The organism is Cytobacillus oceanisediminis 2691 (assembly GCF_000294775.2).
Lineage (GTDB): Bacteria > Bacillota > Bacilli > Bacillales > Cytobacillaceae > Cytobacillus > Cytobacillus pseudoceanisediminis.
This window is the reverse complement of record NZ_CP015506.1, coordinates 3,287,919-3,309,478: the sequence shown is the minus strand read 5'-3', so window position 1 is coordinate 3,309,478 and position 21,560 is coordinate 3,287,919. Positions and strand designations below refer to the sequence as shown.

The window sequence follows — 21,560 nt, the reverse complement described above, 5'->3', positions numbered from 1 at the left end:
AATTAGAACGCACGATTAAAGGAGATACATACATGTTAATAGAAGTGATCGCAGATACCCTAAGTGATGCGCTAATTGCCCAGGAAGCAGGAGCAGGCAGAATTGAACTGGTAACCGGGCTCGCAGAGGGCGGTCTGACACCAGGCTATGGCGTCATTGAAAGAGTGTGCAAGGAATTAAAGATTCCAGTAAATGTGATGATCCGTCCGCACAGCCGCGGGTTTTTCTATTCGGAAGAAGACCTTGACATTATGATTCAGGATATTAAAGTATGCAATAAATTAGGAGCGGCAGGTGTAGTGCTTGGCGTTCTTACACCTGATCATCAAGTACATAACGATCATTTGAAACGTCTAATCGATGCAGCAGGTGGTTTGGATATAACCTTCCACCGTGCCTTTGATGAGGCCGATGATCAATTTGCAGCATTGGAAAGTCTAAAACAGTATCCGCAAATTTCGAGAATCCTTACTTCCGGTGGCCGGAGAAGTGCTGCTGATGCAGCAGAAAGACTAAAGAGCCTGTATGAACGTACAGCAAATAGTCATTTAAAGATCATGGCGGGTGCAGGTCTTTCCATTGAAAATATCAGTGTGTTTTTGGATGAGGTGCCAGTCACTGAAGTTCATTTTGGTACAGGAGTTCGTGTGGAATCAAGCTATGAGCATGCGATTGATCCTGAGAGAGTGCAAAAGGTAAAGAAAATAATCGGTGCATAATGTGAAAAGGCTTTAGCGGAATGCGACCTGCTGAAGCAATATAAATTACAAGCCAAAACGCTCAGAGTTATTCTGAGCGTTTTTTTTGAGTGTAATTTTCTATAATTCTTAATCTTTATTTAAGGTGAATCGATGATAGATTCTTAAAGCGGTAAGAACCAATCCAATAATGAAAACAATCGCTAATAAGACCATTGCAGCAGGAAAAAGACCAAATGCATCAATTGTGGTTGAACTATTATTTTGTAATGTTGGGACAATAAAGAACAACCATCCGATTAATGATGCTGGAATTAATTGAGGAATTAATCGAAGGATAAATCTCCAAGTTGGTTGATGTTTCCGTTTTTTCGACCATTTTTTACTTCGCAGTATACCTCTTATTCCTAAAAGTAAGTAAATCAATGTGATAACGCCAAGGGATAAATCGATTATTTTAGGTGAAGGAGCTTTTGATTCAGGTTCTTGTCCCTCGGCTAATTGGATAATACCTGAACTAATCTCATAAGCGTGTTCTAAAGTAGGGGTAAAGCTATTTAGTAAAACTGCAACCGCATAGCCACTGCCAGGAACAATATCTTGTTGAGTTTGATACGTTGATACTGCACCGCTATGTGAGATTCGGACTGGTTTGACGCTTGGTGAGCTTAAAGACCAGCCAAGTCCGTATTTATTGCTGCCAGGCTGCTGTGAATAAGATTCTTCCAATAATTCTTTGGATAAAAGCTGTTGCCCAGAACTGTTTTTCCCTTCGTTCGTGTGCATAGCAAGCCATTTCCCCATATCTGATGCAGTTGATATGACACTTCCAGCCCCCATATTCATCGCTTCAAGCTCTGTCCAGGGTATTGCAGTTCCATAAGCTGTTACATATCCTTTAGGCAGTCCTTGTACAAAATCAGTAGAGTTCACTGCTGCAAGTGAATCACCCATTCCTAATGGAGAGAATATCTTTTGTTTAAGATATTGAGAGAATTCTATTCCGCTTACTTCCTCCACTAAGCGGGCTAAGAGCCAGTAGTTTGCATTGCTATAATAGTGTTTCTCTCCTGGATTTGATTGCAGATTCCAATCATATAAACGTTCCACTCCTGCTTTTAAGCTGCTCGATGGCGGAACAATAATCGGATTCGGAATCCCTGATGTGTGACTCATTAGTTGACGTATTGTAACTTCTTTCCATCGTGTGTCGTCAAGTTTTACCTCTGGTAAATATTTTATTACTGGGTCATCCAGTTGGATTTTTCCTTCGTCAACGAGCTGTAAAACAGCAAATGAAGTAAATGATTTGGATGTGGAACCGATTCTCATTAATGACTTTTCATTTATAGACATACCTTCAGAATCGTGACCATATCCTTTCTCATATACTAATTTACCATCTTCTACCACTACGATGGATGCACCGGGTAGTCCGTTACGTTCCATATAGTTAGTAACAAATTTATCAACATCTTCAGTTCTAAACGATTGAGCAGCATGTGCAGAAAAAGGAAGGTGGAACATAGGCATTACAAGAATTATTAAAAGAGGAATAAAAAATAATTTCTTCGTATTAAAAGGTATCAAATAATTTTCCTCCAGTAGATTTGTGTTTATTATGAAAGGCTCGAAGTACAAACATAATCATACAAGATAGTCTTTATTAGGTTAACCTGCTATAGACTAATTATTTTCTAAGCCCTCAGTCGTATTTGAAAATTCTGCTGTTAATGATGGTTATTTTCCATGTCAATTCATTGCAAACATTGTTATGACAATAAAAAAACAGACCAAATTGATATGCTGAATGGTCTGCTTCATATACTAATTCAATTGTTCTCTCCCTTATCGGAACCCGTTAACGACCTGTCTTTTTTATTTCAAAAAGACCTATAAAATACTTTAAATCGCATAAGATTTAAGAAGATAACGTTCAATAAACTCAGCTAATCCATCATTTTCGTGGTGCCCTGTAACAAAATCAGCTGCGTCTTTAACCAGTTTGCCGGCGTTCCCCATTGCCACACCCGTACCGGCATGACGAAGCATCTCTATGTCATTGGGGCCATCTCCAATGGCAGCGACTTCATTTGGGCTGATTCCAAGTTCGTTAAGTAAGCTTTTGATAGCAGCCCATTTGGAAACATCGGGAGCAACCAGCTCAAACCCGTCATTCCAATCGATGACTGCTGCTTCCGTTTTAAACAAAGCAGATATTTCTTGGCTTGGGGAACCAGTTCGAACACTATATTTAAGAACATCCTGATAAGCAGCCTGTCTTAAATCTCCTATATACTGCGGCGGAATTTGCCCAACTTTCGTCCAATAATCGATTTCTTCATTTGTTTCCTTACAATATAGCCCAGTTGATGTATGGATCATAACATTACATGGACTTTCTGCGGTCAGATGGTGAAAGCGTTCCTCGTTCAATCGTACGGTTTTTATTTGCGTAGCCCTTCCTGTCTCTGCATCGTGAATAGAGGCACCATTCAAACAGATCATGGGAGTTTGCAATCCAATTTCTTTATGGTAGGGAGCAGTTACTTCATAGTGCCGGCCAGTGGCTAGAAACACCATGACTCCCTGATCTATGAGCCGATAAATGGCTTCCATGTTTCGGCGGGAAATGCAGTTTGAGGCTTTCAGGAGTGTACCATCCATATCAATAAATACTGCACGCATATTCATTTATATTGCCTCCTCTTTCGTTGATAAACCAATCATATCCTCTTAATATTAAAGCCAGGTAAACTCAGTGTATAGTTTTGTGTTTTTTATTTATCGAGTTGAAACATCCACAAAGAATAGAGGGGCAGACTATGAATATTATTCTTGCTAGTGAAGCAAAAGGAAATATAAGAAATGAGATGAGTGTCATTTTTGTAGACGGCTTTTATCAATGGCTGAATTACTTTTCAAAGGATAAAGCTAAACTTTACAGGACATTTGCCCATATGTTTAATACTGAGGTCTTCTATACGGCTGCAGATGACAATCATATTGCAGCTATAGCCGCCTGTACAAACAATACACCTGCAGTGAGATTAAAATATAGTGAATTTAGAAAGCATCTTGGTTTAATTATGGGAAGTATTGCTTATATCGTTCTCAAAAAAGAATTTGAGAAAAATCAATATCCCTTTCAAATATCTGAAAATATGGGTGCAATAGAGTTTGTGGCAACATCAGTTAATTATAGAGGACAGGGTGTGGCGGCAGAACTGCTAAAATCCATAATGGATTCAAATCCATTTGACGAATATGTTCTAGAGGTAGCAGATACCAATACAAATGCCATCAAGCTTTATGAAAAACTGGGCTTTTCAGAGTTTATGCGTATACCTCAAAAGCATAGTGAAAGAAGCGGTGTCAATAATCTTGTCTATATGAAGCATGTGAAGAAGAAAGAAGTTGAGTAGCTGGGGCCTGTCCTGTGATGTGATGGCTAAATGGACGAACTGAGAAACCCTGATGCTGTATAGTTGATTTGAATCCATTTATCTAAAAATACGTTATTTTCACGAAAAAGAAGTTTAATAGAAGTAAAGTTAAGACATCAATTATACTAGGCTTCGATTATAAAATATTTCTAAGAAGGAGATTAATATCAATGGCATCTGTATTCAAAGAAGAGAAACTGTATCGGATTCAGATTATTAAACCATGCCAGGTAATAGGCATTCTCGATAATGTTTTTGGAGGGTTTTATCCCTTTTTAGACGATATTAAAGCAGAAAACTGGGGATGATCCCGGCAGGCTGTGAAGGGTGGTTAATCAAAAAATGGGGACGAACATACTTTTTGCCTGATGAAAACCAGAATGGAATCGAGCAATTCACACCTACAGACCAGCCATTTGTGTTAATTCCCTATCATAAAATAAAAGACTCTTACAAAAAAATGAGCTAACGGGGACTAAAACTTAATCGGTTATAGAAAAAAAATAAGGAGCGGCGGCTGCGGTGATTAATGACTGGATACTTACAATTATTATCTTGCTGATTATAATCCTTTGTCTTTACTTTATTGCCAGACATAAAAAACAAGCGGTTCAGGTATTTACTTTAGAGAGTTTTTTAAATGCACATCACTGGAATGAAAGTGAAGATACGAATAAAAATATACTGGATTCGATTAAAGGATTTTTTGATGAAGCTGATCATGCCGGGAACGGCGATGAGAGTAATACAGGAGACAGCGATGATGGAGGGGACGACGGTGGAGAATGAGTGCCAGCAGTTACCCTGAAATAAATTAGATCATGAGTTTCAAGGTACCCGTTTGTGAAGGGCTTTTAGTCCCGCTCTTTGAAAAAGCTATGTTTTATTTTCATGAACTTTCTTAAAAGAAGGTTAATGAATGTAAAAAAATGGATTATGACCTTCTATTTCCGTTCGGATTCTTCTATGATTACTACTGTAACAAATATAGCAGCCAAGGAGGAATTGGAAATGAAAAAATGGTTATTAGCTATGATGGCAGTTTTAATGATTACAGGTGTGGCTACAGGCTGCAACAATGAAGATGATACTGACGAGACTAACACAGAAGAAACTGAAGATACGGGAACAGAAGAAGGCACTGAAGAAGGAACAGAAGAAGGAACTGAAGAGGAAACTGAGTAAAGATTCAAATTCAAAGAAAGTGCGCCTTTTGAAGAAGGTGCACTTTCTTTTTATATTAATGCGCAAATATTTCCATATGCAGTTTGACGAGACTGGCAGTTCCGTGCTACATTAATTTCATAATACAAAAAGGTGTGGTGAAGTATGTCGGTAGTAGGTGTCAACTAATTGTTATTAGTTGAATAAGGTGTTTATTTTTCTGGTTTTAACCAGTTTATTAAGAATGCCTTTTTTCAAACATAACTTGTTTGAATACCTACTATAAGACTGCTTCCATTTCTATATTTTCGTGTAGCTTAAGACACTATTCCTGCTTTAGGGTTTAGTTTGTTTATGCCTGTTCGAAATAGAACGCCCGCGGAAGCTTTCTGCCCAATTCAATTTGGCGGTGGGGAAGGCTTTTGCGGGCTATTTTATTTGGAGTGAGGCAGAGAATATGAATAAAATGACTTTTGAAAAATTACAATACCACGAATTGAAGAATAAAGTGAAACAGCATTGCGTCAGCAGTTTAGGGAAGGAGTTAATCGACCGGTTACAGCCGAGCTCGAATATGAAAGCCGTCCGCAATCGCTTAAATGAAACAAGCGAGGCCAGAAGGCTGCTGGACGCCGAAAAGCATTTGCCATTAACAGGCATTTCCAATATCACAAGCCATATTGAAAAATTGGAAAAAGGCATCATATTAACTCCATCCGAGTTAAACGCTGTATCCGATTTTTTAAGAGGCTGCCGGAAAATCAAGAAGTTTATGGCTGATAAAGAATTCTTTGCGCCAGTTCTGTACACTTATGCGCTATCTATGACTGAATTTAGAAATATCGAAGAAGAGATCTTATATGCGATTAAAGGAAACATGGTTGATTCCGGTGCCAGCAAAGAGCTGAAACGAATCAGAAATCACATAGCAAAAACAGAAGGGAAAATCGAAGAACGTTTGAATAAGTTTTTGCGCAGCGGAGCAAATAAGGAGTACATTCAAGAATTCTATATCAGCAAAAAGGATGACCGTTTTACAATTCCGATTAAAGCATCCTTTAAAAATCAAGTAGCCGGAACCGTAATCCAAACATCTTCAAAAGGGTCGACTGTTTTCATAGAGCCTGATGCAGTTTCAAAGCTCAATGTTGAATTGGCGATGCTAAAATCGGAGGAGTCGGTAGAGGAATATCAAATATTAGCCACGCTTTCCGGAGCCATTCTTGAATCCATTCATGAGATCCGCATCAATATTGAATGCATCAGCCAGTACGACATGATTTTTGCGAAAGCGAAGTGCAGCAAAAGTACGGACGCCATTGAACCGGAGATTAATAATCATGGGTATATCAAATTAGTAAGCAGCAAACACCCCTTATTAGAAGGAACCATTGTCCCGCTGGATTTTGAAATCGGGAAAGATTATAGAAGTTTAGTCATAACAGGCCCAAATGCGGGCGGGAAAACCGTCGTCTTAAAGACAATCGGAATCCTCACTCTGGCTGTCATGTCCGGGTTTCATATTATGGCGAAACCGGGAAGTGAAATCGCCATCTTTGATCATGTGTTTGTTGATATTGGCGATAATCAAAGCATAGAGAACGCTCTAAGCACGTTTTCTTCCCATATGAAGAACATATCAGAGGTCATGAGTGCTTCCACGAATAATACACTGCTTTTATTCGATGAGATCGGCAGCGGAACAGAGCCGAATGAAGGTGCCGCTTTAGCCATTGCCATTCTGGAAGAGTTTTATCATATGGGATGCATCACGGTTGCCACTACTCACTATGGTGAGATTAAACGATATTCTGAAATGCATGATGATTTTATGAATGCTGCCATGTTATTCGACAGTGCGGAATTGAAGCCGATGTATAAGCTCTTAATAGGTGAATCAGGAGAGAGCAATGCGCTTTGGATTTCCAGAAAGATGAATATCCGCGAACATGTCCTGAAGCGTGCGCAAATGTATATTGAAAACAAGGATTATAATCTGGAAGCAGTAAGAGAGAACAGAATAAAGAAGCCGGTGATTGAAGTGACGCAGAACATAGAGGAATATCATTATGAAATCGGTGACCGGGTAAAATGGATCAGCCAGGATGATTACGCCATTGTCTATGAGGCAATAGATAAATTTAATAACATCAAGCTGTTCTATAAAGATGAAATTGTGGAAGTGAACAGTAAGCGGGTTGAATTGGACATTAAAGCAAGCGAGCTTTATCCGGAAGGATATGATATGAATACCTTATTTACCAATTACCATCAACGGAAGCTGCAGCATGATCTGGAGAGAGGATCGAAAAAGGCGCTGAGAAAGGTTCAAAAGGAGATCAGAAATAGAAAGCAGGAATAGTGTCTAATGGTATGAAGGCGATCCTCCAGTTTTGGAGAGATCGCTTTTTCTTCTTTGTGTCAATGCGTTTCGGCCCATAATATGAACTAATAGTTAGATAATCCGTTTAAGCAGAAGTAGATTTCTAATCAGCCATTACACCAGTATTTAAAAATTACTTACTTAGGCAAATCATTTACCTCATATGCAGCTCGTATGCCGGATTCGATTGCCCCTTGAATCCATGTCCGGGTTTTGGATGCATGCTCTCCGGCAAAATGGACACGCCCCGCAGGTGAAACAATACCGGGAAACAATTCGGTTTCCTGTCCTGGTTCAAAGAATGAAAATCCGCCAGAAGCAAAAGGATCCAGTGCCCAGCTGTATGAAGCACCTGCAGCAAATTCGCTATAAACGATATTGCCGTAAATATCCGCCAGGTTTTTTAGTGCGTATTGAATACGCATCTCCTCCGGCTGGCTATCCCACGTATGAGCCTCATCCGCCCAGGTATAGCTGGCAATAAGAATGGCAGGGCCGCTTGTGCCAATCCCATGGCTTGGAAGATAGGTAAATCGAATCGGCTGGTCTGTAATGGTTTTGCCGCCCGGCTGGCCTGCTATCTCCCAAAACCGGGACTTAAACTCAATGGCGATTTTGGTTGCTGCCATATAATTAAGTTCGCGAATAGCTCTCCGCTTGAAATAGGAAAATGAATGAAAGGGTTCGATATTGACGAATCTCATAACTGAAAAGGGGATAGTGATAATGGCAAGGTCTCCGGTTATGGTGGAATGCTCATTGGTCTGCTGATGGGTTAATTGAATGGTCACGCTGTTTGTGTCCTGAATGATTCCAGTCATTTTTTGATGAAGATGAATATCATTTTTCAATTGAGGGAGGAAAGCCTTTGGCAATCGGTCCATTCCGCCTGTTATTTCATAGTAAGCTCCTGGAGAAGTGAAAATGACTAACTCACGTAAAACTTCGGTAAAAGACATTCCCATAAATGCTTCCAAATCCAGCAGCACACCGATCATATCAATCGCACCAGCTGAAAAATAAAGGTTTAATATGTAGCCAAAAGAGTATTTTTTATATTGGCTTTCCAAAATGGCCCAATTTCTGGCGGGGTCTGTGCTGACAAAGTCAATAAAAGGCTGTACCGCTGTCAGCAGAAGCGTTTCAGCCGATTTTCCTCTCTCATTAGGATGAATGGGGAAATTTAATATGCCTGGATAGCGTTCAAACACCTCAAGCCGTGTTTTAATGCCATTTGCGTAAAGAAGATCCATAGGAGTGCGGTTTATAAAAACATTTATAGGGAGCTTGAATTTTTTTATATAGGACAAGGTAAGCGAATGGATATGAGGAATCCTCATTGGGCCTGCGTTAAAGAATAATCCTTTGCTGAAAGGGGAGCGCATGGTATATACCCGTCCGCCTATTCTGTCATTTGCTTCAAGAATGGTGATCTTATGCCCCGATTCCTTTAATAAAGAACCTGCCACCAGGCCAGCCATACCTGCACCAACAATGATGATATGCTTTGGCGACTGTGTCTTTGGAAGGCCGTGATGAATCACATTCAGCATTTGATCATTCGTTAATTCCGGCTTTTTCTTCCAAGTCATCTCACCGCCCCTTTGCAATAGGATTCATTGCAGTATATTCATCTGCATGAATCACTATGTGCATAAGTGGAAAAGGGACTGCTGGACACGGCAGAAGTGAATACAAACTTCCTAGGAAATAAAAATCCCGCTTGCAATGAATAACCCCGCTGCAATCACACCGCCAATGGCTGAGACCTTCAATTTATATCGTGCATAATCCACAAGGTCCATATCTAAGATCGAAGCAGTGGTAATGGTCGTATCTCCAAGCGGTGAGGTTAACGCTCCGAATGCCCCGCTTGCGAATACGGCTCCAACGGTAAGCGGAATGGAGGCGCCAGTCGAAACCGCCAGGGTAATTCCAAGCGGCATGAATAATCCCCAGGTTCCCCATGAGCTTCCTATAAAGTAGCCGACCACTGAACCGAGCACGAAGATGGCTGCTGGAGTCAGGAAGGCAGGCAGAAAGCTTCCGAGTGAACTCCCGATGAATTCGGAAAATCCAAGATCCTCTGCAGCTAAGGTCAGTGCCCAAATCAGGATGAGCAGGCTGATCGCCTCCATCATCTGATTGCCTCCATCATAAAAATGATAAAGGATTTCGTTCATCTTCTCCCGTCTTATTATGTAGAAAATAAAGGTTAAAACGAGGGTAATAAAAACAGCAAGCAGCATCACAAAGGTTGCATCTGCCATGGAAAAGGCCTCGAATATTGTATTTGCACCCTGTGCCATGCCATCCTGCCATAACAGGAACAGAGAAAAGGCAAGCAATAAAATCACCGGTAAAATCAAATGCCATGGCTGGGCTTTGACAAGGGATAATTCCTTTTTAATTCCCATCCGATGGAACTCATGCTCTTTTTCCTCCAAATCGGTATGGGCCTCCCCATTTTGCTCTCCCGTCTTTTTCCGGCGCCAAAAGGTTTGAATGATTCCGATCAGCAGCATAATGATCGCGTAAAAGTTAAACAAAATACTTAATAAAAAGATCTCATATGCCGACATATCCAGGTTCAGCCCGCTGATGCCGCCTTCAACCAGGGACACCATGAAGCCCACAAATGCCGTTGCAACCGGCAGGAGCACGATGACTGATTCGGTTGAAATATCCAAGGTCATGCCCACTTTTTGCTTGGACAGGTTCATCTTTTTGATTAAGGATTTAATAATAGGCCCAATCATCATAATCCGGAACATCGGCATCATGAAAGTGAAAGGGAGGGTGATCCAGATGAACACAAGAAGACCCCGCTCAGATCGGATCCGCCTCCCGGCCCATTCGGAAAACCCCTTAATGCCTCCTGAGATATTCATCATCCCGACAAGCCCTCCGAACAAATATAAAAACCCGACAATCTTAATATTTGTTTCATCTGAAAGGGTTGTCACGATATAAGCGACTGATTGCTCCGTACCTGTCAGCAAATCAGCTGAAACAATGATGGAACCAACGAGAATGCCGACTACTAAGCCTGGAAGGATGTTTTTCAGCCAGATGGACATTCCGATTACGATTATAAATGGTATGAGAGATAGCCAGGTATGATTCAAATTTCTGCCCTCCATTAAGAATGCCATTACTTATTTAGTATTGCCCAAAATTGTACTATGTAGAGCTATAAATGCCATGAACCTTATTCCTTTCTGCATGGTTATATGGAACCCGATAAATCTGGGTGTTTGATTCAGTAACAATACCCCAGCCCGGCACATATTTTGATGAGGAGAGTATTCGGAGAATGGATGAATTCAAAGAAATGCCGATTGATTTCTGCTGTTCTTCATGATTGCCCTTTGTTGCAGGCACAGCTTATTAATATTTATGGAGGTATGAACATGAATGATTTTCAGAGAGATCTTCAAATGCTGAATGTTGGTGATTTCCATGCGAACGAGGCGGTTCCATGGGATCAAAGCCAGTATTATAATGATCAATCCCGGCAAATCGGTTTTGGTTTTGGCCGCTGCTTTAGCTGCTTTTTCTTCTTCTGTTTCAACTGCTTTAACTGTTTTAATTGTTTCAACTGTTTCAGATGCTCTAATTGTTTTAGGTGCGGCGGTCGCTGCGGAGGCCGTTGTGGCGGCCGCTGCGGTGGTTGATAACCATGAATCTATAAAACAATCCTTGCTGTATTGCAAAAGGAAGGCCCCTGCATTTTGCAGGGGCTCTTCTCTTGAAGGTAAGACATATGAGACAAAGCCCGGTACATAGGATTATAGAGAAAGTAATGTTTAATAAATAGGAACAGTTTACGGGTAAGGAGGCGCGAAATGAAAAATTTGACCCCTTCTATGCGGCTGAAGGTAAAAAGGGACACGTTTTTTCTCCCAGATCCAACTAAGGGTGTGTATTTCCGCAATAATGTAAGTTCCTTCCAAATGGAAGGAACTATGATCGATCAGTGGGTTCAAAAGCTGATGCCAATGTTTAATGGCGAGCATTCGCTGGGGGAATTGACAGCCGGCTTGCCGGGCCCGCATAGGGATCGGGTGTTTGAAATTGCAGAAGTGCTATACCGTAACGGCTTTGTAAGGGATGTAAGCGGGGACCATCCTCATCAATTGGAAGATCATGTCCTTAAAAAGTATTCTTCTCAAATCGAATTATTGGAAAGCTTCGGTGACTCGGGTGCATACCGATTCCAGGCCTACCGGCAGGAAAAAGTGCTGGCAGCAGGATCTGGCCCTTTTTTGGTTTCGCTGGTTTCTTCGCTGATTGAGTCCGGATTGCCTAAAGTTCATATGGTCATTACAGACCCTGAATCGACGAATACAAGGCGGCTGAATGAGATTGTCGCACATGCCCGGCAAACAGACCCCGAAGTTTCAGTTGAGGACGTAACACACCAGAAGGAAGAAGACTGTCCCTGGGAGGAATTGATACAGCCTTATGATTCCATTTTATATGTTTCGGAAGCAGGGAATGTAGAGGAACTGCAGGTTATACATGCCGCGTGCCGGAAAGAGAAGAAGATATTTCTTCCTGCTATTATCTACAAACAGGCTGGTATGGCAGGGCCTCTCGTGCATCCGGAATCAGAAGGCTGCTGGGAGTCTGCCTGGCATAGAGTCCATCAATCCGCGTTTTGCGAAGACAAGCAATTGCACACCACCTCCCCAACGGCAGGAGCGATGCTGGCTAATTTAATCGTGTTTGAACTGTTTAAAGAGGTCACCGGATTAATCAGTGCTGAACAGAGAAATCAGTTTTTCCTGCTGAATCTGGAGACGCTTGAAGGAAATTGGCATTCCTACCTGCCACATCCGAACCTGACCGGAAATGCTGCTGTGGAATGGATTCAAGATGTTGATCAGAGGATCGGGCAGAGTTCCGAAAGAAATAAGACTGACAGTTTGTTTCTGTTTTTCAGCCAATTGACTTCCAAAGAATCCGGGATTTTTCATACATGGGAGGAGGGGGATTTAAAGCAGCTTCCGCTGGCACAGTGCAGCGTACAGGCAGCAGACCCGTTGTCAAAGGGCCCGGCAGAGCTCCTCCAAAATATAATCTGTACAGATTTGAGGCATGACGAGGCGCGCAGGGAAGCGGGGTTGACCGGGATTGAAGCGTATGTATCGCGGATGGCTGGCCGGCTTGAACTGCCTCCAAATAGCGAAATAAAGGGGAATATTTTAAATTTAAATGAATTTGCTGGAATTGGAGCAGGGGAAACATTTGCGGAGGGTGTTTTACGCGGGCTGGATAGGTGTTTGGAAGAGAAACTGGCTAAGCGTCAAGAGGTTCAGAAAACAGTTTCTCCGCTCCATTTGAATGCAGTAGAAGATGAACGATGCAGGTTCTATTTGGATGCATTGACAACGATGCAGGGAGCACCGAAAATCTGCCGGGGTGAGGGAGTATACGGCTTCCCTGTGGTCTGGGTCGGCACGGACGATCGCTGGTATGGCAGTGTTGGCTTTAATAACACATTAGCTCTGAGGAAAGCGCTGCAGCATGCGATTATACAGATGCAAAACCAATTGGGGACTCATAAGGGGACCGCTGTGGAGGCACCATCTGTGCTTCTCGAAGAAAAGGAGCCTCAAAGTCTAGTCATTCCTCCTTGTGATGAGAAGGAACAAACCCAGCTATTGCTGTCTGCAAGAAGGGTGCTGGAAGAAAACAGCAAGCGGCTCTTAGTCTGTGAATTTTCGTTCGAGCCATTTTTGAAAGAGAGTCTGGCAGGGGTGTTTGGGGTGTTCATAAGAGAGGAGGAATCTCAGTGAGTGCTGTCGTGGTAGTTGTCGGAGAGGGACTGCTGGCGGACAGCGTAAGCAAAGAACTGCCCGCCGAATATAAGGTAGTTCGTCATGTGAACTTTGAGCCTGAACTGCCGGTTGGGACTGATTTGATACTGGTGGTGCACGATAGCTGGATGCCTTCAGTTCATAAAAAGGCGGAGGAGGTGTCACGATCATCAGGTATTCCCTGGCTGCGGGGCTTTGTATCATTTGGAGAGGGTGTGATTGGCCCATTTGTTCACCCGTCCGCGCCGGGATGCTCACAGTGTGCGGACACTCGAAAACTCCTGGCAGGGCGTGACCGGGAAGAGATGTGGGAACTGCAGCAGAGACTCGAAGGGAGCAGCGGATTAGAGCGTGATGCCTGGGCATCGCGCACAGGCCTTTTACAGATGTCCTGCCTGCTTGTGTCAGAGGTAAAAAGGGTACTGGAGGGCAGTTTGGCGGATCTGGAAGGGCGAATGTATTTGGTCAGCCTGAAAACATTTAAAACCTCTTGCCACCTCATTTTGCCGGATTCAATGTGCCCAGTGTGCAGCTCCCTGCCTGAAGATTCACAGGAAGCTGCAAGAATTACCATTAAGCCAAGTCCGAAAATAAGCGCAGCCAGTTACCGCTGCCGATCATTGGAAGATTTAGAACAAACGCTCGCCAAAAATTATCTGGATCCGCGGACTGGTTTAATGAATGGGAAAATGTATGATTTCACGCCGCCTTTTGCGGATGTAGTCGTAAACCTTCCGCTGTTTAGAGGGGACGAAGGCGTGGCTGGCCGCACTCATTCCTATAAGGTGAGCGAGCTGACAGCCATCCTGGAGGGGCTTGAGCGTTCATGCGGCATATCGCCCCGTGGAAAGAGGACAGCAGTCTATGACAGTTTCCGCAACCTGGAAGATCGGGCTCTTAATCCTGTAAAAGTAGGTGTGCATGCGGATGATCAATATGCACGGCCCAACTTTCCATTTAAAAAATTTAATCCAGATAACCCGATGAATTGGGTATGGGGTTATTCGTTTTTGCAGGAGCGCCCGATTTTGGTTCCTGAGCTGCTTGCTTATTACAGCCTGGGCTGCGGGAATGGATTTGTCTATGAAACATCCAACGGATGCGCGCTGGGCGGCAGCCTGGAAGAAGCGATCTTCTACGGTATTTTAGAAGTGGTGGAGCGTGATTCATTCCTGATGACCTGGTATGGGCAGCTGTCCCTGCCGCGTCTTGATCCTTATTCCTCCAATGAACAGGAATTGCAGCTGATGATTGATCGGGTGAGGACAGTGGCGGGATATGATCTGCATCTGTATAACGCCACAATGGAGCATGGAATTCCAAGTGTTTGGGCGATGGCGAAAAACAGGAAGAAAAAAGGATTGAATATCATTTGTGCGGCTGGAGCTCATCCCGACCCGGTCCGGGCGGTAAAAAGCGCTGTTCATGAGTTAGCCGGAATGATGGGGACACTGGATGATAAACTCGAAGAAAACAAGGGGGAATTTTTGCGAATGCTGCAGGATTCTTCCCTCGTCGGCAAAATGGATGACCATGGGATGCTTTACGGCTTGCCGCAAGCGGAGGAGCGCCTGAAGTTTTTGCTGGATGAAAACCGTCCGCTCCGAACGTTTTCCGAGGAGTTCAAGCGGGAGAGAAGACATGCAGACCTGACAGATGATCTGCAGGACCTTCTTCAGGCATTGCACCGGCAAAATCTTGATGTAATAGTGGTGGATCAGACGACACCGGAAATACAGCGGAGCGGATTGCATTGTGTCAAAGTGCTGATTCCGGGTATGCTGTCAATGACATTTGGACACCACCTGACACGTGTAACAGGGCTTGAGAGGGTGCTTGAGGTCCCAATGAAACTGGGATATGCAAAAGAACCCCTTACAGTTGAACAGCTTAATCCACATCCTCACCCATTTCCATGAGCATGACCGGGAGGTAAAAAGGATGAATCTAGATACCTTTCTGCACAATTTGCATTTTGATATTGACCAAATAAGCCCGCCGGATTGGGAAGTGGATTGGGAAGATGCGCCGCTTGCCTATAAGCTTTACCGGGGCTTGCCAGTTGTTCCCCTGTCACTGGAGGTTCCCCTTTCCTGTAAAGAAATGGAGGAACCTGCAAAGCCTGAACTTAGGAGAATGGGTCATTTTCTTTGGTACACATTCGGCCTTAATCAGGTTAGCCAATCCCTCTTTCCAATTGGGTCCAATGAAGAGGCGGATGGGTTTATGCAGTCGTTTCGGCGGTCTGTGCCTTCTGGCGGAGCGCTGTATCCTAACGAACTATACATGTTCCTGAAATTGGATGACTTGCCGGAGGGAATCTACCACTACGATGTGCTGCACCACCGCCTGGTGCTGCTGCGCAAGGGTAATTTCGATTCCTATATAGCCCGTGCTCTTGGCAATCGCTGTGATGTGTCATCTTGTTTTGGGACTGTATTTATGACGACCATGTTCTGGAAAAATTACTTTAAATACAATAACTTTGCTTATCGACTGCAGGGCTTGGATGGAGGTGCAGTGATGGGACAGTTATTAGAGGTTACAAAGAGGTTTGGTTTTGCAGCGGGAGTGTACTTCAACTTTCTTGATCGTGCCCTAAACCATCTCCTTGGACTGTCTGATCAGGAGGAGAGTGTATATGCCGTTATCCCGCTGTCAGTTGAACCGACCAGCTGGGCTGTGAACAGAAGCGGCAGGGATGGAATGGCTTCTGCCTCCGAATTGTGCGAGGAAGTAACATCGGTTCAGAATAATGACTGGGTCAGGTCAATCAGAGTGAAAGAATTTCCGATGTTAACCGGCATCAATAAAGCGTCCATGCAGGAATCAGCTAAATCGTTTCGTCAAATCAGCCCTAGTGAAACCAATTGTGAGGGCCGGCCTTTGACTCTTCCTCATGTAAAAAGGATATCGTATGATTTGGCGTCAGTCTGCCGGGAGCGATTTTCACCGGACATGGATTTTGTTTCAGGAAAGGTTAGCCAGGAGCAGCTTGCTGCACTCCTTCAGGAGGCGACCGCATCCTGCTTGTATCGAAACGACTTAGATATGGCACTTGACAGGCGAGCGTCACGTGTAACTCTATATGTGTGTTTGAATAATGTCGAAGGGATTCCGGATGGGGCTTATTATTACGACAGCGATGCTCATTCACTAAGGGAGCTTAATCCCGGAGACCATCGAACTGCGCTTCAAAACGGAATGCCTGCAGGCAATGTGAATCTGTTTCAAGTCCCGCTCTGCTTTCATATAGCAGGGGATAAAGATTTTCATAAAGCGGAAATGGGCTACAGAGGCTATCGCATCCAGCAAATAGAAGCGGGAATGCTTATGCAGCGGCTGCTTATAGCTGCGACAGCCCTTGGGATGGGCGGGCATCCGCTTCTCGGATTTGATGCGAAAATGTGTGATGAAATTTACAGAATGGAATCACAGGGAAAAACAAGCCTTATCCAAATCCCGATTGGCTTCTACCGGGCACGTCCATGGCTGAGAGGGAATTTAATCAGCTAGGTGAAGAGATGATTTTATGAGAGGCATGCTTGGTAGATTTCCCTGCTAATAATTCAATATAAGACTATTGTAATTCTCATAGGAAACACTTATTAGTATAGTTGTACATTTTTTTAATTTCATAACTTAAATATGTAAGGCCCCTGTTCTTGAATGAAGGATTCATTAACAGGGGCCTTATCTATTTTAGATGCCGCTTTAAACATACAAAATCTAGCTATTTGAGAGAGCCATGTGTGAAAAATATTGGATGGACTGGTGAGCTGAGTATTTATAGCTTTTTACAAATGCCTGCGCAAAATTTATTAAAGGGTAACCTTTGAATATAGAGAATATTAAATATCATCAGAAAATAACCCGTTTTATAAGGAGGCCCTCATGGACAAAAATCTTTACAGAAGATTCGATTTTCCGGAAACAGGAATTAATTTGTATGAAAGCAAGCATCTCAGAGGCAAGTTTGTGGCTGAACATTATCATGATCATTTTCAAATTCTCTATGCGCTTGAAGGTGAAGGGGAGATTACCCTTGATGGCAAGGCTTATAATTTTTCTAAAGACAAGGTAGTGCTGATAACTCCAAACTGTGTTCACTCGATAATAGCGACTACTAAAATGACTGTTCTGGTTCTGGCATTTTCAGTACCTTTGCTGAACATTACCCTGCAAAATGAATTGCTTTCTTTAATTCAGAAAAGCGCCCGCCATTTTGAGCTTGATTTATATACGGCAAGTGAAATTCGGCCGTTAATTAGAAAAATGCTGTACGAACAAAAAAATGGGGACTTATTTGGAAAGCTGTCCATGCCTGTGTATCTGATTGAAATCATCATTCACCTTCTGCGTCAGCAGAATTTTTCATTTGTCCAGGATGCGAATGATATTCGGTCCATACAAATGAAGGAATACATAGAAAGGCATTACTTCAATAATATCACGGCAGAAAGTCTGTCTGCTGTGTTCGGAATTTCAACAAGATACATGAATGATATTTTTAAAAGGAAGTTTAATGATACCCCCCTGCAATATCTCCAGAAAGTAAGGATTAACCATGCAAAGGAATTGCTGCTCCAATCTGATCAGGATATCGTATCCATTTGCTTTGAGGTTGGATATGAAACATTATCAACCTTTTATCGTACTTTCAGAAATCTGGTGGGGATTTCACCGAATAAATTCCGGTTGTCCTCTCAGTCAGCTTCAGATGTTTCAGATACCGTTTCCTGATGGCCTATCTCCAAAATTAAGAATTTTTCTCTCAATCTCATAAGACAATAGTTGAAAGAAAATTCAAAATAGTAAATAAGAGAGAAAATCATTTTACTTAGGAGGGCCAAAGGGACATGAAAAGAAAATGGGGATTATTTTCAATTTGTATTTTGATGCTCGCTATGTTTACAGCTGGCTGTGGAAAATCAGCATCATCAGGGGGAAGCGGCAAGGCTGAAGAAAAAGGGGAATATGTTATAAAATTCGCACATGTTGTAAGCGCTTCAACAGCAAAGGGCAAAGCTGCCGAGAAGTTTAAAGAGCTATTGGAAGAGCGGACAGACGGCCAAATTAAAGTGGAAGTCTTCCCGGATTCCCAATTGGGAGCTGACCGGGAAATCACAGAACAAATGCAGTCTGGAACCATTCAAATGAACGCTCCTTTTACTGGCGTTTTGCCTGCCTTTGTTAAACAATTTGAAGTGTTTGACCTTCCCTATTTATTTAAAGACCGTGACCATGTGAAAAGCGCGGTAAATGGAAAAGTGGGTGAAATTTTCAACCAGCACTTAGAGAAACAGGGTCTTCGTGCCTTGGGATATTGGGACGGTGGATTCAAGCATCTGACGAATTCCAAGCAAACGATTCAAAAGCCGGAGGACCTGGATGGCCTGAAGATGCGTGTTTCCCAAAGCCCGCTCTTAATTTCCCAGTTCCAGGCGATGGGCGCCGGCGGGGTTTCCATTGACTTTGCGGAATTATATACGGCTCTTCAAACCAAAACGGTTGATGGGCAGGAAAATCCTTTAAGCAATATCGTCAGCAAGAAATTTTATGAAGTCCAGGATTATTTAACCTTAAGCAGCCATGGATATATGGCTTATCCATTATTAATCAGCGAGCAATTCTATCAGAAGCTTCCTGCAGATCTTCAGAAAGCTGTTGATGAAGTGTCTGCTGAGGTAACGGATTGGCAATGGGAACAATCTGCTGCTGATGAAGAAGCCTATATGAAAACGTTAGAAGAGTCAGGGATTGAAATTACCGAACTGACAGAATCGGATAAAGAGGCATTTATTAAGGCTACAAGTGAAGTATATGAAGACTTTAAGAAAGTGGAGGGCGGGCAGGAAGTACTGGATGCCATAAAAGAAGCGCAATAGCATTTTTAAAATACAATCAAGGACGGCTGATAGCCGTCTCTTTTTCAAGAAGGAGGGATCTTCATTGCAGAAAATCAATCATATTTTGAACTACCTTGAGGAATATGTCGGAGTTGTTTCCTTAATCCTTACTTCCTTGCTTGTGTTCGTACAGGTGGTGTTAAGATATGTTTTCAATTATTCGCTGTCCTGGTCAGAGGAGGTGGCAAGATACTTAATAGTGTGGTTTGTATTTATAGGAAGCAGTATTGCCGTCAGGGAAAAAGCGCATGCCACGATGGACGCCCTTGTTACGTATTTGCCTGAAAAGGGAAAAAAAATCTTCTCAACGATTGCCAATCTGATTTCCATTGTTTTCTGTGTCTTTTTAATTTGGTCAGGCAGCGGGATCGTTTCCAGTGTTATTGAATTCGGCAGTGTGACTCCGTCCACCGGAATGCCGATGTATATCCCATATCTGGCTCTCCCTGTTGGGGCAAGCCTGATGCTGATTCGCTTTCTGCAGCTATTAGTTCAGGATGTAAAAAGCTTGCGTGCAGTAAACCAAACAATTATTCCTCCAAAAGAGGAGGCACCCAAACTATGATGCTATTAATCATCTTTCTGGTTCTTCTTTTATTGGGGGTTCCAATTGCTATTTCCATTGCGTTAAGTACGATTATCGTCATCTTTCAAAGTAACGTTCCAATGGATACATTGGCGAGAACCATGTTTTCTGGAGTAGATTCCTTTTCACTGATGGCCATCCCTTTCTTTGTATTTGCAGGAGATTTAATGCTGGCAGGGGGGACATCCAAGAGATTAATAGATTTCACGAAGAAATGGGTCGGTTGGACAACCGGAGGCCTGCCAATTGCAGGGGTGCTATCGTCCATGTTTTTTGCTGCCCTTTCAGGATCAAGCCCTGCAACGGTTGCTGCGATTGGGGGCATCATGATTCCATCCTTAAAGGAAGCGCGGTTTTCTGAAAAATTCTCGGTTGGATTAATGTGTGCATCCGGCTCGCTCGGGATCATCATCCCTCCCAGTATAACGTTTCTAGTCTATGGCTCAGTTGCGGAAGTTTCAATCGGCAAATTGTTTATTGCCGGAATCATTCCGGGAATCTTTATCGGACTGATTCTTATGACTGTCGGGTATGTTATTGCAAAGAAACAGGGGCATAAGCCAGATCCAAGACCGACCGGAAAGGAATTATGGAAATCAACGGTTTCTGCCATCTGGGGAATTTTGATGCCAGTCATCGTCCTTGGCGGTATTTACTTTGGCGTTTTCACCCCTACCGAAGCTGCAGCGGTTGCGATTGTATACAGCATGATTGTCGGCTTTTTTATCTATAAGGAACTGACCTTTAAAGAATTATTTGCCGTTACAAAAAGATCGATTGTGACATCTGCCATGATTATGCTTGTCATTTCTGCTTCGAAGGTGTTCAGCTGGTATTTGACCTATGAACAGATCCCGTCTACCGTCGCAGGAACACTGATAGAGTATGCATCAAATCCTATTGTTTTCTTAATTCTGGTCAATATCATCCTGCTGATCGTGGGCATGTTTATGGATTCGAGCGCAGCAGTGCTGATCCTCGTCCCGCTGTTTTTGCCGGTGGTGCTTGAAATGGGAATAGATCCGATTCATTTCGGCGTTATCATGATTATCAATCTGGCAATCGGAATGCTGACTCCTCCTTTTGGATTGAATCTATTTGTGGCATCAGGCATCAGCAAAATGTCGCTGGCTGGTGTAACAAGAGGTACCATGCCGTTTATATTTGTGCTGATTGCAGCGCTAATGGTCATTACGTATGTTCCTCAGCTTTCTCTATATCTAGCAGATTTTGTTTACCAATGATCTCATTAATTACCGTCCTTCTTCTGAGAAGTGACGGTATTTTTTTTGAAGGTTTGTAAAAAAGCTTTTAGCACCCTGCTGATTGGAGTGGAAGGTGCGGGACTCCTGCGGGAGAAGCGTGTCATCGGGAGACCCCGCAGGTGCGAAAGCGCCGAGGAGGCTCCCGGACCGCCCGCGGAAAGCGGGTACCTGCAACGGAAATAAACAGGCAAATTTAACAGAGCCAATTGTAATAGATTTCCCCTCTTATCTCCGATATTGCAAATAGCCTTCCGATATGGATGAGATAATCCTTTCAAAAATTT

General features: G+C 43.0%; 18 protein-coding genes. 14 read left to right on the top strand and 4 right to left on the bottom strand.

The features are described 5' to 3' along the window. The first annotated feature begins 32 nt into the window (after nt 1-32). Nucleotides 33-719 carry a copper homeostasis protein CutC gene (locus A361_RS16580; protein WP_019382308.1) on the top strand — a complete coding sequence of 229 codons (687 nt, stop codon included), beginning with the start codon at nt 33-35 and terminating at the stop codon, nt 717-719. A 108-nt stretch (nt 720-827) separates the two neighbouring features. Here A361_RS16580 and A361_RS16575 read toward each other — a convergent pair whose 3' ends face one another. Continuing rightward, complete coding sequence (locus A361_RS16575) at nt 828-2,288, bottom strand: serine hydrolase domain-containing protein (protein ID WP_019382307.1); 1,461 nt, start codon at nt 2,286-2,288, stop codon at nt 828-830. A gap of 315 nt (nt 2,289-2,603) precedes the next feature. Then, nucleotides 2,604-3,392 carry a Cof-type HAD-IIB family hydrolase gene (locus tag A361_RS16570; protein WP_019382306.1) on the bottom strand — a complete coding sequence of 263 codons (789 nt, stop codon included), beginning with the start codon at nt 3,390-3,392 and terminating at the stop codon, nt 2,604-2,606. A 131-nt stretch (nt 3,393-3,523) separates the two neighbouring features. On the opposite strand from A361_RS16570, the gene A361_RS16565 reads away from it, so the two are divergent. From A361_RS16565 to A361_RS16550, 5 genes are all read left to right on the top strand, one after another. Continuing rightward, nucleotides 3,524-4,123, top strand: a complete 600-nt coding sequence (locus A361_RS16565; RefSeq protein ID WP_009333808.1) for a GNAT family N-acetyltransferase — start codon at nt 3,524-3,526, stop codon at nt 4,121-4,123. Between the two features lie 191 nt (nt 4,124-4,314). Continuing rightward, nucleotides 4,315-4,452, top strand: a complete 138-nt coding sequence (locus A361_RS29985; RefSeq protein ID WP_019382305.1) for a hypothetical protein — start codon at nt 4,315-4,317, stop codon at nt 4,450-4,452. A 214-nt stretch (nt 4,453-4,666) separates the two neighbouring features. Then, on the top strand, nt 4,667-4,933 hold the full coding sequence (locus A361_RS16560) for a hypothetical protein (protein ID WP_009333810.1): 267 nt from the start codon (nt 4,667-4,669) through the stop codon (nt 4,931-4,933). 102 nt (nt 4,934-5,035) lie between these two features. Next, nucleotides 5,036-5,329: a hypothetical protein gene (locus tag A361_RS16555; protein ID WP_236887896.1), complete on the top strand. Its 294-nt coding sequence runs from the start codon at nt 5,036-5,038 to the stop codon at nt 5,327-5,329. 436 nt (nt 5,330-5,765) lie between these two features. After that, entirely contained in the window at nt 5,766-7,670 is a 1,905-nt protein-coding gene (locus A361_RS16550; RefSeq protein ID WP_019382302.1) for an endonuclease MutS2, read from the top strand. A gap of 158 nt (nt 7,671-7,828) precedes the next feature. On the opposite strand, the gene A361_RS16545 is transcribed toward A361_RS16550, so the two are convergent. Further along, entirely contained in the window at nt 7,829-9,283 is a 1,455-nt protein-coding gene (locus tag A361_RS16545) for a flavin monoamine oxidase family protein (protein ID WP_009333813.1), read from the bottom strand. A gap of 111 nt (nt 9,284-9,394) precedes the next feature. Next, nucleotides 9,395-10,819, bottom strand: coding sequence for a Na+/H+ antiporter NhaC family protein (locus tag A361_RS16540; protein ID WP_019382301.1), 1,425 nt, complete (start codon nt 10,817-10,819; stop codon nt 9,395-9,397). 168 nt (nt 10,820-10,987) lie between these two features. Between A361_RS16540 and A361_RS31405 the strand changes: the two genes are divergently transcribed. From A361_RS31405 to A361_RS16500, 8 genes are all read left to right on the top strand, one after another. Continuing rightward, nucleotides 10,988-11,368: a heterocycloanthracin/sonorensin family bacteriocin gene (locus A361_RS31405; RefSeq protein WP_309486486.1), complete on the top strand. Its 381-nt coding sequence runs from the start codon at nt 10,988-10,990 to the stop codon at nt 11,366-11,368. Nucleotides 11,369-11,539: 171 nt separating this feature from the next. Then, nucleotides 11,540-13,495: a putative thiazole-containing bacteriocin maturation protein gene (locus tag A361_RS16530; RefSeq protein ID WP_019382299.1), complete on the top strand. Its 1,956-nt coding sequence runs from the start codon at nt 11,540-11,542 to the stop codon at nt 13,493-13,495. After that, nucleotides 13,492-15,435, top strand: a complete 1,944-nt coding sequence (locus A361_RS16525) for a TOMM precursor leader peptide-binding protein (RefSeq protein ID WP_009333816.1) — start codon at nt 13,492-13,494, stop codon at nt 15,433-15,435. The genes A361_RS16530 and A361_RS16525 overlap by 4 nt, the downstream gene beginning before the upstream one ends. Before the next feature lie 22 nt (nt 15,436-15,457). Further along, nucleotides 15,458-17,032 carry a SagB family peptide dehydrogenase gene (locus A361_RS16520; protein WP_009333817.1) on the top strand — a complete coding sequence of 525 codons (1,575 nt, stop codon included), beginning with the start codon at nt 15,458-15,460 and terminating at the stop codon, nt 17,030-17,032. 378 nt (nt 17,033-17,410) lie between these two features. Continuing rightward, entirely contained in the window at nt 17,411-18,259 is an 849-nt protein-coding gene (locus A361_RS16515) for a helix-turn-helix domain-containing protein (protein WP_009333818.1), read from the top strand. 116 nt (nt 18,260-18,375) lie between these two features. After that, the gene (locus tag A361_RS16510; RefSeq protein ID WP_019382298.1) at nt 18,376-19,404 is read left to right on the top strand and encodes a TRAP transporter substrate-binding protein; all 1,029 of its coding nucleotides are present in this window, start codon (nt 18,376-18,378) and stop codon (nt 19,402-19,404) included. Nucleotides 19,405-19,468: 64 nt separating this feature from the next. Beyond that, the gene (locus tag A361_RS16505) at nt 19,469-19,990 is read left to right on the top strand and encodes a TRAP transporter small permease (protein WP_009333820.1); all 522 of its coding nucleotides are present in this window, start codon (nt 19,469-19,471) and stop codon (nt 19,988-19,990) included. Further along, nucleotides 19,987-21,255, top strand: coding sequence for a TRAP transporter large permease (locus A361_RS16500; protein WP_009333821.1), 1,269 nt, complete (start codon nt 19,987-19,989; stop codon nt 21,253-21,255). The genes A361_RS16505 and A361_RS16500 overlap by 4 nt, the downstream gene beginning before the upstream one ends. The last annotated feature ends 305 nt before the right edge of the window (nt 21,256-21,560 follow it).

Bases quoted from the DNA above. Each gene is read 5' to 3' on its own strand.
- A361_RS16580 (WP_019382308.1), top strand. From the start codon at position 33: ATGTTAATAGAAGTGATCGCAGATACCCTAAGTGATGCGCTAATTGCC.
- A361_RS16570 (WP_019382306.1), bottom strand. From the start codon at position 3,392: ATGAATATGCGTGCAGTATTTATTGATATGGATGGTACACTCCTGAAA.
- A361_RS16565 (WP_009333808.1), top strand. From the start codon at position 3,524: ATGAATATTATTCTTGCTAGTGAAGCAAAAGGAAATATAAGAAATGAG.
- A361_RS29985 (WP_019382305.1), top strand. From the start codon at position 4,315: ATGGCATCTGTATTCAAAGAAGAGAAACTGTATCGGATTCAGATTATT.
- A361_RS16555 (WP_236887896.1), top strand. From the start codon at position 5,036: ATGAACTTTCTTAAAAGAAGGTTAATGAATGTAAAAAAATGGATTATG.
- A361_RS16550 (WP_019382302.1), top strand. From the start codon at position 5,766: ATGAATAAAATGACTTTTGAAAAATTACAATACCACGAATTGAAGAAT.
- A361_RS16545 (WP_009333813.1), bottom strand. From the start codon at position 9,283: ATGACTTGGAAGAAAAAGCCGGAATTAACGAATGATCAAATGCTGAAT.
- A361_RS31405 (WP_309486486.1), top strand. From the start codon at position 10,988: ATGAGGAGAGTATTCGGAGAATGGATGAATTCAAAGAAATGCCGATTG.
- A361_RS16530 (WP_019382299.1), top strand. From the start codon at position 11,540: ATGAAAAATTTGACCCCTTCTATGCGGCTGAAGGTAAAAAGGGACACG.
- A361_RS16520 (WP_009333817.1), top strand. From the start codon at position 15,458: ATGAATCTAGATACCTTTCTGCACAATTTGCATTTTGATATTGACCAA.
- A361_RS16515 (WP_009333818.1), top strand. From the start codon at position 17,411: ATGGACAAAAATCTTTACAGAAGATTCGATTTTCCGGAAACAGGAATT.
- A361_RS16510 (WP_019382298.1), top strand. From the start codon at position 18,376: ATGAAAAGAAAATGGGGATTATTTTCAATTTGTATTTTGATGCTCGCT.
- A361_RS16500 (WP_009333821.1), top strand. From the start codon at position 19,987: ATGATGCTATTAATCATCTTTCTGGTTCTTCTTTTATTGGGGGTTCCA.